The organism is Amycolatopsis orientalis DSM 40040 = KCTC 9412 (genome assembly GCF_000478275.1).
Classification (GTDB): domain Bacteria; phylum Actinomycetota; class Actinomycetes; order Mycobacteriales; family Pseudonocardiaceae; genus Amycolatopsis; species Amycolatopsis orientalis.
Map to the genome: position 1 here is coordinate 741,682 of NZ_ASJB01000083.1, position 14,690 is coordinate 756,371.

At 67.8% G+C, this 14,690-nt stretch carries 16 protein-coding genes; 7 read left to right on the top strand and 9 right to left on the bottom strand.

The features are described from left to right. The first annotated feature begins 8 nt into the window (after positions 1-8). A complete protein-coding gene (locus tag L324_RS34745; protein WP_037318653.1) occupies positions 9-848 on the top strand; it encodes a helix-turn-helix transcriptional regulator in 840 nt (279 codons plus the stop codon). Positions 849-858: 10 nt separating this feature from the next. Then, positions 859-1,452: a hypothetical protein gene (locus L324_RS34750; protein WP_235783727.1), complete on the top strand. Its 594-nt coding sequence runs from the start codon at positions 859-861 to the stop codon at positions 1,450-1,452. On the opposite strand, the gene L324_RS34755 is transcribed toward L324_RS34750, so the two are convergent. Continuing rightward, complete coding sequence (locus tag L324_RS34755) at positions 1,445-2,338, bottom strand: ANTAR domain-containing protein (protein WP_037318655.1); 894 nt, start codon at positions 2,336-2,338, stop codon at positions 1,445-1,447. The two genes, L324_RS34750 and L324_RS34755, sit on opposite strands and share 8 nt — an antisense overlap. Before the next feature lie 136 nt (positions 2,339-2,474). On the opposite strand from L324_RS34755, the gene L324_RS34760 reads away from it, so the two are divergent. Further along, positions 2,475-3,233 (top strand): GAF and ANTAR domain-containing protein, encoded by a 759-nt coding sequence (locus tag L324_RS34760; RefSeq protein ID WP_037318975.1) that lies wholly within the window; start codon positions 2,475-2,477, stop codon positions 3,231-3,233. Positions 3,234-3,238: 5 nt separating this feature from the next. On the opposite strand, the gene L324_RS34765 is transcribed toward L324_RS34760, so the two are convergent. The 3 genes from L324_RS34765 to L324_RS34775 are packed head-to-tail and all read right to left on the bottom strand — an operon-like array spanning position 3,239 to position 6,102. Further along, positions 3,239-5,089, bottom strand: a complete 1,851-nt coding sequence (locus L324_RS34765) for a CheR family methyltransferase (protein WP_037318657.1) — start codon at positions 5,087-5,089, stop codon at positions 3,239-3,241. Further along, positions 5,086-5,688, bottom strand: coding sequence for a chemotaxis protein CheB (locus L324_RS34770; RefSeq protein ID WP_037318660.1), 603 nt, complete (start codon positions 5,686-5,688; stop codon positions 5,086-5,088). The genes L324_RS34765 and L324_RS34770 overlap by 4 nt, the downstream gene beginning before the upstream one ends. 48 nt (positions 5,689-5,736) lie before the next feature. Further along, the gene (locus L324_RS34775; protein WP_037318663.1) at positions 5,737-6,102 is read right to left on the bottom strand and encodes a hypothetical protein; all 366 of its coding nucleotides are present in this window, start codon (positions 6,100-6,102) and stop codon (positions 5,737-5,739) included. A gap of 244 nt (positions 6,103-6,346) precedes the next feature. Here L324_RS34775 and leuA point away from each other — a divergent pair, with 244 nt between their 5' ends. Next, positions 6,347-8,104: a 2-isopropylmalate synthase gene (gene leuA, locus L324_RS34780; RefSeq protein WP_037318665.1), complete on the top strand. Its 1,758-nt coding sequence runs from the start codon at positions 6,347-6,349 to the stop codon at positions 8,102-8,104. 58 nt (positions 8,105-8,162) lie between these two features. On the opposite strand, the gene L324_RS34785 is transcribed toward leuA, so the two are convergent. Beyond that, positions 8,163-8,801, bottom strand: a complete 639-nt coding sequence (locus tag L324_RS34785; RefSeq protein WP_051174252.1) for a peroxiredoxin-like family protein — start codon at positions 8,799-8,801, stop codon at positions 8,163-8,165. 58 nt (positions 8,802-8,859) lie between these two features. On the opposite strand from L324_RS34785, the gene L324_RS34790 reads away from it, so the two are divergent. Beyond that, a complete protein-coding gene (locus tag L324_RS34790) occupies positions 8,860-9,468 on the top strand; it encodes a TetR/AcrR family transcriptional regulator (RefSeq protein ID WP_037318667.1) in 609 nt (202 codons plus the stop codon). Here L324_RS34790 and L324_RS34795 read toward each other — a convergent pair. Then, the gene (locus tag L324_RS34795) at positions 9,425-10,363 is read right to left on the bottom strand and encodes a LysR family transcriptional regulator (RefSeq protein WP_037318669.1); all 939 of its coding nucleotides are present in this window, start codon (positions 10,361-10,363) and stop codon (positions 9,425-9,427) included. The genes L324_RS34790 and L324_RS34795 overlap by 44 nt on opposite strands. Positions 10,364-10,449: 86 nt before the next feature. Between L324_RS34795 and L324_RS34800 the strand changes: the two genes are divergently transcribed. Then, positions 10,450-11,373 (top strand): EamA family transporter, encoded by a 924-nt coding sequence (locus L324_RS34800; protein WP_037318673.1) that lies wholly within the window; start codon positions 10,450-10,452, stop codon positions 11,371-11,373. Here the strand turns inward: L324_RS34800 and erm are convergent. Next, a complete protein-coding gene (gene erm, locus L324_RS34805) occupies positions 11,276-12,085 on the bottom strand; it encodes a 23S ribosomal RNA methyltransferase Erm (RefSeq protein ID WP_037318676.1) in 810 nt (269 codons plus the stop codon). The two genes, L324_RS34800 and erm, sit on opposite strands and share 98 nt — an antisense overlap. A 183-nt stretch (positions 12,086-12,268) precedes the next feature. Next, positions 12,269-12,967: an SDR family oxidoreductase gene (locus L324_RS34810; protein WP_037318678.1), complete on the bottom strand. Its 699-nt coding sequence runs from the start codon at positions 12,965-12,967 to the stop codon at positions 12,269-12,271. 88 nt (positions 12,968-13,055) lie between these two features. Between L324_RS34810 and L324_RS34815 the strand changes: the two genes are divergently transcribed. Further along, positions 13,056-13,619 carry a CGNR zinc finger domain-containing protein gene (locus tag L324_RS34815; RefSeq protein WP_037318680.1) on the top strand — a complete coding sequence of 188 codons (564 nt, stop codon included), beginning with the start codon at positions 13,056-13,058 and terminating at the stop codon, positions 13,617-13,619. Here the strand turns inward: L324_RS34815 and L324_RS34820 are convergent. Then, the gene (locus L324_RS34820) at positions 13,612-14,253 is read right to left on the bottom strand and encodes an SDR family oxidoreductase (protein ID WP_037318682.1); all 642 of its coding nucleotides are present in this window, start codon (positions 14,251-14,253) and stop codon (positions 13,612-13,614) included. The two genes, L324_RS34815 and L324_RS34820, sit on opposite strands and share 8 nt — an antisense overlap. Positions 14,254-14,690: the final 437 nt, after the last annotated feature.

Sequence of the window (14,690 nt, forward strand, 5' to 3'; positions counted from 1 at the left end):
TCGAAAGCGTGGAGAGTCTCGGGGTCTTCTTGAAAAGCCGTCGCGACCGGGTGACGCCCGACGAGATCGGCTTGCGCACCTACGGCACCTCGCGTCGCGTGCCCGGCCTTCGGCGGGAGGAACTCGCCCAGCTCGCCGGAGTGAGCGCCGGGTACTACACACGGCTCGAACAAGGGCTGGCGGAAACCGCTTCACGCCAGGTCCTCGACGCGCTCGCCAGGGCACTACGGCTCGACGACGTCGAGACCGGCCATCTGCACAACCTCGCCCGGCAGGCCGCCCTGCCCCCGATGACCGACCCGGGTCCGGAAGTCCCGCACCCCCGCGTCCTCACGCTGCTGGAGAACCTCGGCGAGGCCGTGCCCGCGCTCGTCTTCGGACGGCGTGGCGAGGTGCTCGCGTGGAACCACGCCGGGAACGCGCTCATGGCCGGACATGTCGCGTTCGACGCGCCGCGGGATCCGGACCGGCGGCCGTCGCTGCCGAGGATGTTCTTCCTCGACCCGCTCGTGCGCGAGCTGTACCGCAACCGGGCCGAACTCGCCCGGGTCCACGTCGCCTACCTGCGGTTGACCGCGGGCCGCTACCCCACCGACGCCCGGCTGGCCGCGCTCATCGGCGAACTTTCGATGCGCAGCGACGACTTCGCGGCACTGTGGGCGACCGGCGACGTCGCCGATTGCACCGTCGGCGCCATGCATCTACGGCACCCCACGGTCGGCGCGGTGAGCGTCGACTACCAGGTGTGGCTCCAGCCGGACAGTCCCGATCACCGGCTCGAGATCTACACGCCGAAGGATCCGGGCTCCGCCGACGCGCTGAAGATCCTGACCCAGTTCGATCGCTAACCTGGGGGATATGGGGGCTTTGCGCAGTCACTTCCGGAACGAGGCACGGACGCTGGCCGGTCTCTGGCTGTATGTGAGGCGCCGCCAGGACGGGATCGACGGCGACGCGGTCGCCGTGCCGTACGGAGCAGGCGGCAAGGCGATCTTCATCGTTTTCGCCGTGGTGAGCCTGGTCGAAGCGGGCCTGTTCTGGCTGATCGACTTCGGCCTGATCGCCGACCTGCTGTTGCTCGCCCTCGGGATCTACTCGGTGCTGCTGATCTTCGGGATCTACGCGGGCACCGTCGTCCGGCCGCACGTGATCTCCTCGCGTGAGCTGCGGGTGCGCTACAGCTCGTTCTACGACGTGCGGATACCGAGGGAGAACGTGGCCGCGCTGCGACATGCGAAGGAGAGCCACGATCCGCTCAAGGCGAAGGCCTTTCGCGACGAAACGTGGCTCAGCCACGACAACTACTACGAGACGAACCTGGTCGCCGAGCTACGCGAACCGGTCACGGTGACCCGGCCGCTCGGGAAGACCGAGTCGGTGCGCGTCGTGAAGTTCCACGCCGACGATCCGAAGGCCGCCGTGGCGGCTTACGAACGCCTGGGTGTCAGGTGAGCCGGTAGCCCCTGGTCACGATGGCCAGCGCGAGTTCGGTGACACTTTCGTCGCGGGCGAAGGCGTGCCCGCGGAGCAGGGCGAGCGCGTCCGAGGACGAGCACTCGTGGGTGGCCATCACCACCCCCACCGCCCGGTGCACCACGGCACGGAGGTCGACGTCGCCGAACAACGGGTGCACGGGAAGGCCGTCGGCACCGTCGAGCCGCACGGCCGGGTTCAACGCGGTGTCGGTCAGTGCTTCGGCGACCGCCCCCACGGAACGCGCCACTTCGGCGTCCGGTTCGGGTTCGGTCCGGTACGCGGTGAGGGTTCCGAGCATCGCCGTCGCCAGGCCCAGCGGCGCCGAAACCACCGCGCGGACGCCGAATTCCCGCGCGGCGGAACCGAATTGGGGCCATCGGCGCACCAGCTCGTACTCTTCGCAGACACCCGGGATCAACGGCCTGCCACGGGACGGCCCTTCGCCCAGGACGTCTTCGAGGTCATGCACCCGGGCGGCGAGGGGGTCGGAAACCACGACCGCGGCGTCGCTTTCGGTGGTGCCGAACAAGGTCACCACCAGACTCCGGAGACCGGACGACTCGGCGACAGCCGCCATGAAGGCCGGCGGTACACCGGCAGGCTCCTCTGCCCGATCGGCCCAGCACCCGACGGCGTCGAGATAGCCCGCGTGCAGGTCGGCCGCGGCGCGGTGCTTGCGTTCGGTCGCGCGGTGGAGTTCCGCCATCCGGAGGTGAAAGGACCGCATGGCTTCGCTGGCCGTGCCCAGCAGACTTTCATGCCGCAGCGCCACGGTCGCCGCGCGATCCGCGCGTCCGCGCTCGGTTTCGATCAGTCCACGCAGAGCCGACGGGTCGTACCGGCCACCGGTGCCGTCCCACATGGGGCTGAGCGTACGCCCGCATCGGGCTCACCGAACTGACCCGAATGGTTGAGCGGGTGTCCTGTCCTCCGACAGAGGACTACCGTTGACAGCCCAGCGCCCCCCGAAGCTCATGCCGCAGGAAGGCCGCATTCTGATGCTGAATCGAGAAAGATGGGTCGCCGACACCTTGCTGGAGCTGGCCGACACCCTGGCGCCCGGCCTCGACCCGACGAATTATTGGCTCTGCGTGGCGGATCGCTACGCGCACTTGATCGCGTCGTCGTCGGTACGGCTGAGCGCCGCCGGCGACCGCGCCGCCCGGCCGGTCGTGGTGGTCACGGACGATCGGCTCGGCGAACCGCCACTTGACGGTCTTTTCGCCGAGGAAGGTCCCGGGATCGAATGCGGTGAGAGCGGCGAGCCGATCGTGGACGTTCCGCTCGACCAGGCGACCACGCGCTGGGAGCGACTCGCCCCCGCCGCCCTGTCCCTCGGATTCCGTTCCGTGCACGCGTTCCCGTTCAGCCGCCACGTGGACGTCCTCGGCGCGGTGACGATCCTGACCACGGAAACCACGCCCCTGCCGGAAGCGGACGTGCGGGTCGCGACCGCACTCGCCGACGCGGCGACGATCGGCATGCTGAACCACCGGGCGATCGCCGGGCTGACCACCACCTCCGAACAGCTCCAAGGTGCGCTCACCAGCCGCGTGATCATCGAGCAGGCCAAGGGCCTGCTGTCCGCCCGCTTGGAGATCACCCCGGAAGAGGCGTTCATCATGCTGCGCCGTTACGCGCGCGGCCACAACCAGCGGATCGGCGACCTCGCCGGGAAACTCGTCGGCCGCGACATGACCGCGGCCGATCTGGTGAGCTCACTCCCCAAGCAGGCGATACGGACGAGTCGCCGCTGAGCGTCTCAGCTGCGCAGTCGTTTCTCGATCAACAGCACGACACCGCCGCCCGGCCCCCGCAGCGGCGAACAGCTGATCGAGGCGACGAGCGGCCTTCCCCGCCGGTCCATCGCGTCGATCTCGACCTGAGCCGCCCGGTGCCCGGTCTCATTGCAGGCATCGACGACGTCACGGAGTTCGGTGGTCGGCAGACCGAAGTCGAGTCCGAAGAAGTCCTGCCGGTACACCTCACCGGTACGCAGGCCCCACAGCTCTTCCGCGCCGCGGTTCCAGCTTCGCACCTGGAGATCGCCGTCGAGGACGACCACACCCGCCTCGACACTGGACAGCACCCCTTCGAAGAACATGCGCGTCTCGTCGAGTTCCGTGGTGCGGGTCCGCATCTCCTCGTTCATCGTCTCGAGTTCTTCGTTGCCCGCTTGCAGTTCCTCGTTGGTGGTCTCCAGCTCTTCGTTCGTGGACTGAAGTTCCTCGTTCGTCGTCTCCAGTTCCTCGATGCTCGACTGAAGTTCCTCGTTGACCGTCTCGAGTTCCGCGTTGGTGGACTGAAGTTCCGCGTAGGCCGTCGACAGGTCTTCCTGCACGCGTTTCACTTCATGCTGAAGCCTGATGGCCTCCGTGGTGTCGATGAAGGTGATCGCCGCGCCGATGTCCTCGCCCTCGATGGTGATCAAGGGCCGGACGATGACGTCGAAGTACTGTGTATCACCGGAATCCCGCTGCCGTCGCACGGAATCGAGCCGTCTGGCGTGACGCTCGCTGTGAGCCTGGTCGATCACCGCGCGGAGTTCGACCGGCCGATAGGAGATCTCCAGATCGTGGAACGGCCTGCCGACGTCCTGTGCGGTGAGCCCGAACTGCAGTTTCGCCGATCCGTTGATCAACGCGACCTTGCCCTCCCGGTCGAGGCCCAGCACGGAATCGGCCGAGGACGCCAACGCGAGTTCACTCACGAGCCGCCGCCGGTTGACCTCCCGCGTGCCCATCCCCGCGCGGGCGTCGAACCGTCCGGGCTTCACCGCCACCCCGCCCGCTCGCACCTTGAACACCCGGTTCCGGATGTCGGCGACGTCGAACCGGATACCGTCGGAGAGCAGCATTTCGGCCTTGCCGAGGAACAGATAGCCGCCTTCGTTGAGCGCGAAATGGAAGCGCTCGATGATCTTCGCCTGCGCTTCGACGTTGAAGTACATCAGGGTGTTGCGGCAGGCGAGCAGATCGACGCGGGAAATGGGGGCGTCGCGCGTGATGTCGTGCCTGCCGAAGATCACCCGGCGGCGGAGATCACGCCGGAAGGCGAACAGGTTGCCGGTCGGCTCGAAGTACTTCTTCTTCAGCTCGCCGGGAAGCCGTTCCATCGACTTCGCCGGGTACAGCCCTGTCCTCGCCTCACGTAGGGCTTCTTCGTCGACGTCGGTGCCGTAGATCTTGACCCGCCTGGTGCTTTCTTCGATGCCGAGGTGTTCCGCGAAGATGATCGCGAGAGAGTACGCCTCCTCACCGCTCGAACAGCCGGCGCTCCAGATGCGGATCTCCTCGTCGTCATCGACCCTCGCGACGATTTCGGGGACGACCGTCTTCTGCAGGTAACTCCAGGCCTCGGCGTCACGGAGGAAACTGGTGACGTTGATCAGGATGGTGTTGAACAGTTCCTGGAATTCGTCGGCGTTGATCTCCAGGAAGTCCCGGTACTCGCGGTACCCGGTGATCTTCACCGTCTGCATCCGCTTCTGGATCCGGCGGGCCAGCGAAGTCCGCTTGTAGCCGGTGAAGTCGAAACCGCGGGAGTCCCTGATGAACGCCAGCAGGATTTCGAGGTCTCTGCCGTCTTCGATTTCGCCGTCCGGCGCGGTCATCCCGTCCTCGTTCCGTTGACCAGGCCGACGAGCGCACTGGCGATTTCGCCCAGTGGCAGCACCAGGTCGACCGGCACGGCCTTGACAACGGCTTCGGGCATGCCCTTGAACTCGGCGGTCTCCGGATCCTCGGCGACAACGGTACCGCCTCTCGCCTTGACCGCACCGGCCCCCGTCGCGCCGTCGGAGCCCGTTCCGGTGAGGACGCAGGCGAGTGCCGCGGGGCCGTAGGCCGAGGCGACGGATTCGAAGAGCAGATCGACCGATGGCCGGACGAACTTCACCTGTTCGGCCGTCGACAGGCTGAGGATGCCGCCCGGCTTCACCAGCAGGTGACGATTCGGCGGTGCGACGTAGGCCACGCCGGGCCTGATGACGTCACCGGTCTCCGCCAGTTTGATGCGTAGTTTTGATCGGCGGTCGAGAATGTCGCCGAGCAGCGTTTCGTGCCGGGGGTCGAGATGCTGGACGAGGACAAGCGGCACAGGGAAATCGACGGGCAAGGCACCGAGCACCTCGATGAGTGCCTTGACTCCGCCCGCCGAAGATCCCACGGCGACGATCTCGTAAGCCGCCTCGAAACGGTCGGGGAGGCGCATAGTCCGAGCGTAGTGCTCCCGAGGCCGAGTCGCGTACTGGTCGGTGTCCTAGGCGGAACCGCCCACGCGTCGGATGATCTTCGCAAGGATGCCCGAGACGACCATCCAGAAGACCGCGGCGATGCCGTAGTTGATCAGCACGCGGAGCTTGGCGTCGGCGGGCATGAACAGGTCCTTGAAGCCCAGCAGCAGCCCGTCGGCCCAGCCGCGCACGAACGACACGATGCCGTTGTCGGGGTTCGCCTCACCGATCACGAAGACGATGTGCAGCACCAGGATCGCCGCGAAGATCAGCCCGATCCAGCGCACGACACCGGCCAGCACGCCGGCCGCGCGACCGCCGCCCGCGCGCCAGTCGACCTTGCGCCTGGTCGTCTGATCTGCGGTTTCCTTCTCTTCAGCGTGCTCGCCCATGCGGGGCAGTGTGGCACGACGCCTGGTCCGATTGCTACCCGCGAGTAACCCGATTGGGCGCCGCTCTGGTCACGGTTCGATCGCGGCCCGGGTTTCCTTTCGGGAGATCTCGCGGTTAAGGTGGCGTCGTGGCTCGAGCTCTCCTGCTTCGCTGCCGCGACGGGGCCTGATCGGACCGGCTCCCCGTCGCGGGGCTTCGTGGTGCCGGTCGTCGCACCCGATTCTTCAGGAGAACCGTCCCCTCATGAGCATCCGTAAGCCCACGCGCCCGGCCCCTTCCGAGCAGGCTTCGTGGAACACCCAGCGCGGCACTTCGATGCCCGTACATCGCTATCGCCCCTGGTACCAGCTGGTCGAGGACATCGACCTGCCCGACCGCACCTGGCCGGACAAGCGCATCGACACGGCCCCGCTGTGGTGCGCGGTCGACCTGCGTGACGGCAACCAGGCCCTGATCGACCCGATGTCGCCCGCGCGTAAGCGCAAGTTCTTCGATCTGCTGGTCCGCATGGGCTACAAGGAGATCGAGGTCGGCTTCCCGGCGGCGTCGCAGACCGACTTCGACTTCGTCCGCGAGATCATCGACGAAGGCGCCATCCCGGACGACGTCAGCATCCAGGTGCTGACCCAGTGCCGTCCCGAGCTGATCGAGCGCACCTTCAAGGCACTCGAAGGGGCTCCGCGCGCGATCGTCCACATCTACAACTCGACGTCGATCCTGCAGCGCCGCGTGGTGTTCCGCGAGGAGCGCATCGGCATCACGAAGATCGCTTCGCAGGCCGCCGAGCTGGTCGTCGACTACGCGGCGAAGCAGCCGGACACCGACTTCCGCTTCCAGTACTCGCCTGAGTCCTACACCGGCACCGAGCTGTCCTACGCGCTCGAGGTCTGCAACACGATCACCGGGATCTGGCAGCCGACGCCCGAGAAGCCGGTCATCCTGAACCTGCCCGCCACCGTCGAGATGGCGTCGCCGAACGTCTACGCCGACTCGATCGAATGGATGCACCGCAACCTGGACCGCCGCGATTCGGTGATCCTGTCGCTGCACCCGCACAACGACCGCGGCACCGGCATCGCCGCCGCCGAACTGGGCTTCCAGGCCGGTGCGGACCGGATCGAAGGCTGTCTGTTCGGCAACGGCGAGCGCACCGGCAACGTCGACCTGGTCGCGCTGGGCATGAACCTCTACAGCCAGGGCGTCGACCCGCAGATCGACTTCTCCGACATGGACGAGATCAAGCGGACCGTCGAGTACTGCAACCAGCTGCCGGTGCACGAACGCAGCCCGTGGGCCGGTGACCTGGTGTTCACCGCGTTCTCCGGCAGCCACCAGGACGCGATCAACAAGGGCCTCGACGCGCTGAAGGCCGCCGCCGACAAGGCGGGCACGCCGGTCGACGAGCACCCGTGGGAGGTCCCGTACCTGCCGATCGACCCGAAGGACATCGGCCGCAACTACGAGGCCGTGATCCGGGTGAACTCGCAGTCCGGCAAGGGCGGTGTCGCCTACATCATGAAGGCCGAGCACCAGCTCGACCTGCCGCGGCGGCTGCAGATCGAGTTCTCGAAGGTCGTCCAGCGCCACACCGACACCGAGGGCGGCGAGGTCGACCCGGCCACCATGTGGAACGCGTTCTCGGCCGAGTACCTGGAGCTGAAGACGCCACTGGAGCTGGTGCGCCAGCACGTCAGGGACAACGGCGACGGTGAGTACGACATCACCGCCACCGTGCGCGTCGAAGGGGACGAGCACGAGGTCACCGGGCGCGGGAACGGCCCGATCGCGGCGTTCTTCGACGCGCTGTCGACGGTCGGGTTCGACCTGCGGCTGCTGGACTACAGCGAGCACACGCTCTCGCCGGGCGACGACGCGCGGGCGGCGTCGTACATCGAGTGCGCGATCTCCGACCGCGTGTACTGGGGCATCGGGATCGACCCGTCGATCGTGACCGCCTCGCTGCGGGCCGTCGTCTCGGCCGTGAACCGGGCCAACCGGTAGGCATCCTGTCTCGTGAGTGGTAATGACGGTTCTAACCGTCATTACCACTCACGAGGCTTCAGAGGGCTTTCACCGCGGCCAGGACGTCGGCCGGGTCGGTGCGGGTGGTGTAGTCCGGGTGGACGTCGATGAAGCGGATGACGCGTTCGCGGTCCACCACCAGGACGGTCGGATACGGCAGTTCCCATTCCGCCGCGCCGTTGAGCTTCTCGACGTCGCCGATGAGCGTGTCGAAGGCCGGCTTCGTCGCCGGATCCAGCCGGAACGTGATGCCCAGCGCCCGCCCGAGTTCGTTGCCCACATCGGACAGCACGGTGAACTCGAGATCCTTTGTGGACAGTGAGTCGTCCGGAAGCTGCGGGCTGACCGCGACCAGCCGCGCCCCCAGGTTTTCCAGTTCCGGCAACACTTCCTGCTGATACGTGCGCAGCGCCAGGTTGCAGTACGGGCACCACGCGCCGCGATAGAACACCAGGACGGCGGGTCCGTCCGCGACCAGTTCGCCGAGTGACACCCGCGCCCCCGTCGCGTCCGGCAGCGTGAAGTCCGGCATCGCCGAACCCGGTTTCGCCGCCGCCTCGGCGACGACCCCGACGAACCGCTCGCGGTCGGCCTTGAGCACCTCCGCGATCTCGGCCGGGACGTGGCTCGCGACGTTGCCCCGCAGCTCGGCGAGGTCGGTGTTGAGATCCCCCATCATCAGCTCCTTGGATTGTACTGATCGGTACAGTGAAGCCGACTGTACTATTCGGTACATGGACGGTCAACCGGCGGCGAAGACCCCGCGCGGGCGGATGACGCGGGACGCGATCATCGACGCGGCGGCGGAACTGATGTACGTCAACGGCGTCGCCGGGACGAGCGTCGACAAGGTGCTCGCGGCGAGCGGGGCCGGGAAATCGCAGATGTACCACTACTTCAAGAACAAGGATCAGCTCGTCGAGGCGGTGATCGTCCGCTTCCTCGAGAACATCCTCGGCAACCAGCCGACCATCTTCGCGCTGAACGACTGGGCCGACTTCGAGCAGTGGACGCGGGAGATCCTGGCCATCCAGAGCACGCCGAAGGGGCCGATCGCCTGCCCGCTCGGCAACCTCGCCGGCGAACTCGGGGACGATCCGAAGATCGCGCCGCTGCTCGACAACGCGTACCGCGAATGGGAGTCACATCTCGAAAAGGGCTTGAAGTCCTTGCAGGAAAAGGGAAAACTCGCCGAGGACGCGGATCCGGCCCGGCTCGCGCAGGCCGCGATGACCTGCGTCCAGGGCGGCCTCCTGATGGCCCACCTGCGGCACGACATCACGCCGATCGCCGACGCGCTCAAGATCGCGCTGGATCACTTGAAGAGTCACGCTCGCCCGTGAGCGCCGCGACCTCGTCCGCGAGCGCGTCGAGCACCTTCGCCACCGCCGGCCGGGAGGACGCGCCGAGCCGGCAGACGGCTTCGACATGCCGCGCCGCCTTGATCCCGGCCAGCGGGCGGCAGACCAGCCCGCTGCCCCGCCGGGTGTCCATGGTGTACCGGGGCAGCAGCGCGATCCCGTGCCCGGCGGCGACGAGTCGTTCGGTGATCCGGAAATCGTTGATGCGCTGGACGACCTGCGGCCGTACGCCGGTGCGGATGATCAGCGACTGGAGGATGTCGTCGACCGGGAACCCGGCGTTGACGCTGATCCAGCGTTCGTCGGCCAGTTCCGAGAGTTCGATGCGCCGCCTTTTCGCGAGCCGGTGCCCCGCGGGGAGCGCGACGTCGAGCGGTTCGCGCAGCAGATGCCGCGTCTCCAGCCGTTCCGAGCCGAGCGACGGCGCGTGCTCGTCCCGGTGCGCCACCACGATGTCGTAATCCGCGACGAGTCCCGGGACCTCCGGCGGGGTCATGTCGACGTCGCGCACGATGACGTCCAGGCCTTCGAACCCCGCCGTGCGGTGCAGCAGTCCGGGCAGCAGCATCAGCCCGGCCGACTGGAAGATCGCCATCCGGACCCGGCCGCGCGGGGCACTGCGGTAAGTGTCCAATTCGGACTCCGCGCGGTCGAGCGCCGCGAGCACGTCGTCGGCGCGGGCGACCAGCGCGCGGCCCGCGTCGGTCAGCCGGAGCCCCCGGCCGGCCGGTTCCGTCAGCGCGAGCCCGACGTCGCCCTGCAGGGCTCGCAGCTGCTGGGAGACCGCGGACGGCGTGCAGTGCAGGGCCTTCGCGGCCGCCGTCACGCTGCCGCGGTCGGCGAACTCCCGCAGGGTCCGCAACCGGCCGATGTCCATGCGCCACCTACTGTGAAGTCAAGCTGAATGGTCACTGAAAATATTATCGCTTGTCCTTCACGATATGCACCCGTAAGAGTGAAGACATGCCCGCCCGCGACCGTTTTCTCGCCCTGCTCGTCGCCGTCCTCTGGGGCTGCAACTTCCTCGCCATCCACGCCACCCTCGGGCAGTTCCCGCCCGTCTTCGCCGGCGGTCTGCGCTTCGCGGTGATCGCGATCCCGACCATCCTGTTCGTGCCGTGGCCGAAGGTGAAGATCCGCCACCTGCTCGGCTACGGGCTCGGCTTCGGCACCGGGCAGTTCGCCTTCCTCTTCATCGCGATGGACACCGGCATGCCGACCGGTCTCGCGTCCTTGGTGCTGCAGGCGTCGGCGCCGTTCACCGTCCTGCTCGGCGCCGTCTTCCTGCGGGAACGAGTGTCCGGACGACAGCTCGCCGGCATCCTGCTGGCCGTCGCCGGGATGGCGACGATCGCCTGGCAGCAGGCGGGCAACGCCGCCCTGCTGCCGGTGATCCTGACCCTGCTCGGCGCGCTGAGCTGGGCGTTCGGCAACCTGAGCACGCGGCAGGCGGCACCGGACAACCCGCTGAATTTCGTCCTCTGGATGTCGGTGGTGCCGCCGCTGCCGATGTTCGCGCTGTCGCTGGTCATGGAGGGCCCGGCGGAGATCGGCCGCTCGCTGAGCACGCTGGGCACGCCGACCGGGCTGATCGGGCTCGGCGGCCTGGCCTACGTCGTGCTGTTCGGCACGATCGTCGGCTCCGGGATCTGGACCTCGCTGATGCGCCGCAACCCGGCGGGCGTGGTCGCGCCGTTCTCCCTGCTGGTGCCGGTGGTCGGGCTGTCGATGGCGTTCCTCGTCCTCGACGAACGGCCGTCGCTGCTCGAAGTCGTCGCGGCGGCCGTCGTCATCGGCGGGGTGCTGTTCGGTTCGACGAAACGCCGGGCCCGCGAGCCGGAATTCCTCGCCGAAGCCGAAACGCCTCAGCCCACTGGCGTGCGGTGAGGTGCTTGGGCAAGGCGGTCGGCGCGATCCCCTCCGCCCGGAGCCACCGGCCGGCATTTCGCAGTCCGGCCGTGGCGAGGATCTCGGCGACACCACGGCCGCGACCGGTGAACACCCGCCGCACGAAGTCCTGGTAGCGCTCGCGGTCCGCGTCCCCGACAAGTGATGCCGGCCGCCGGACCATGGTCAGCAGTCCGCCGTCCACACCGGGCATCGGCCGGAACGACGACGCCGGAACCCTGCTGACCAGCCGGAAATCGAACCACGGCCACCACTGCGCGGTCATCATGGTCGCGCCGCCGACGCCCGCCCGACGGCGCGCCACCTCCCATTGCACGAGCAGCACCGCTTCGGTCCAGTTGGGAGCATGCAGGACACGTCGCAGCATCGCGGTGGTCAGATGGAACGGCAGATTTCCGACCAGCACGTACGGCGTCACCGGAAGAGGGTGGCGCAGGAAGTCGGCGGTGACGATCTCCGTCGGCGGCTCGACCCGGCGCGCCAGCCGTGCGGCGCGGCGATCGTCGAGCTCGATGGCTGTCAGGCGTCTGCCCAGCCGCTGCAGCGGAAGGGTCAGCGCGCCGTCACCGGCGCCGATCTCCACGATCGGCCCACCGGTGCCGTCGACGAGCTTCACGATGGTTTCGATGACCATTCGGTCGACGAGGAAGTTCTGGCCGAGTTCGTGACGGCCAGGACGCTGTGTGCGCAAGGGATCTCCGCGGCTTCGAGGGGAGCCGGGCAGCCTGAAGCAGACCCGGCGACGACTCGCTCGGGCAGCGGTTCCTTGCGATGGACGTAGGAGCCGCCGCTAGACGCGGCGGGTCCTGGTCATTGCGGTTGCGCACATGGCGGCGAAACTACCTCGGCCCGGAGACCGTCCGCCACCGATTTTTCACGCGCTGATCCGGCTCGTGCCGAGATGCTCGACCGGACCGGACAGTGCGGCCTTGACCTGACGGGTGAGGTCGTCGGCGAGCACCTCGGTCTCACCCTTCTCCAGCCCGTCGACGACCTGCCGCGCGACGTCACGCGGGTCGTTCTTGGGGACTTCGAGCCCCTGCGTCATGTCGGTGTCGGTGTAGCCGAGGTGAACGCCGACGACCTGCGTGCCCTGCTCGGCGAACTCGATGCGGAGCGAGTTGGTGATGGACCAGAACGCCGCCTTCGACGCGCCATAGGAACCCGAGCCCGCCGCCCACGACAGGACCGAGTGGACGTTGACCAGCGCGCCACCGTCCTTGAGCTGCGGCGCAAACGCTTGCGCGACGCGGAGCGGGCCGAAGACGTTCGTCTCGAAGACGGGGCGGTGCGCGTCGACGTCCTCCTTGAGCAGCGAACCGAGTCCGAGGGCTCCGGCGTTGTTGAAGACGATCGTGGCGTCGCTCGCCTTCCCGGCCAGCGCACGGACGGAGTCGGGGTCGGTGACGTCGAGCGGGAGCGGGACGATCCGCGGATCGGTCTCCTCGCGCGGCACCCTGGCCGTGGCGTAGACCTTGGCGGCGCCGCGGTCGAGCAGTTCGGCGACGAACGCCTTGCCGAGCCCGCGCTGCCCGCCGGTGACCAGGACTACGGCGCCTTCAATGGAGGTCATGACTTGCTCCTTTGACAGAAGTGTTCGGCTTTTGCCTCTGTCATTCAGGATGGAGACGGAGGACGACAGAGTCAAGTACGCTTGACCTATGTCATGGACCGCGACGGACCGGTACCGGTTGCGCGCCGCCCCCTCGGGACTGGCGCTCGTTCAGGACTTCCTCAACACCAAGGCGATCAAGACCTATGGCCTGGACCTGCTGAGCGATGCGGATCTGGCGCGGCCTTGGGCGGGCGAAGCGCTGGCGGAATGGTCGCGTGCACGGGACGCCGAAGTGCCCGACATCACGCTGACCTCAGGGGACCTTCGTGCGCTTCGCGACCTGCGGGAGTCGTTCGTTTCGCTGGTGGACGGCGAGGACACGGCTGCCGAGAAGCCGATCAAGGCGGATCTGGTCCTGCGCGACGGCGTCGTCCGGCTGCTCCCGTCCGGCACCGGACGGCAGTGGCTCACGTCGGCGCTGTGGACGGAGACGATGCTCGCGCAGCAGGCCGGGATCTGGCCGCGGCTGAAACTGTGCCGGCTCGACGGCTGCCGGTCGGCGTTCTACGACGTCTCGCGCAACAACAGCGGCGTCTGGCACGACGTCCGTACCTGCGGGAACGTCGCGAATCTGCGGGCTTCGCGGGAGCGGAAGAAAGCGCTCAGCTGAACGAGGACAGTGCCGACGGGATCGGGATCTCGCCGCCGATGACGTCGAAACCCTGGTTCTCGGTGAGGGGTTCCTCCAACGTGCCGACCATGACGGCGGCGACGTCGGCGCGGCAGACGCGGCCGGGTTCGAGGTGACCGGCGACCTTGACGTGCCCGGTGGGCGGATCGTCGGTGAGCGTGCCGGGCCGGACGATCGTCCAGTTCAGGCTGGAACGGCGGAGGACGCTGTCGGAGATCTGCTTCGCCATCAGGATCGAGCGCACCAGGCGGTCGCCCTGATCCGGCGAATCCGCGAACTGCGCGGAAAGCTGCACGAACCGCGAGACACCCGCCTTCTCCGCGGCGCGGATCGCGGTGATCACGCCGTCGCGGTCGACGAGGTTCACCGACGCCGGATCCGGATCGGGCGCGCCGATCGCGCTGATCACGACCTCGGAACCGGCGAGCGCCTCGACGAGGTCGTCCGCGTCGGCGGTGACGTCCGCGACCACGGTTTCGGCGCCGAGACCGGCGACCTCCTCGGCCCGGCGACGGCTGCGCAGCCCCGCCCGCACCTGATGTCCCCGCCCCCGCAGCAGCCGGACCACGTGAATCCCCGTCCGCCCCGACGCACCCAGCACTGTGACCCGCATGACAGGAGTCTGCCCCAAACCGGCGGCCAGTGCCCGGTGTCACGCCCCCGCGTTTAGTCCTCTATTGAGGGGTAAGGCAAAGATGTCGTGCCCCGGCGAGCGTCCGGACTGGCTGGCGGAAGCCGGGCCGTGGCTCCGAGAGGCACTCTTCTGAAGACAAGTGTGCGACTTGGGCTGTTTGTGCGGTTTCACGGGGTGGTCGTGAGTGGCAAGGAACGTTAGAACGCTCTTTGCCACTCACGACCCCGTTCAGGAACGTGCATTCAGGCATCAACCGGACGCCGAGTCCCCGAAAACTGTCCTTCGCGGACAGGCCCCCCTCTCGTGAGGGAGGCCTCACGTAGGTCGCCAAGTAGTGAAGGCCTCCTTCGCTTCCTTGAGGGTAGGCAAGGGGACCTTCACGGCATCGAGTCGATCACGCCACGTTTGCCTTACCT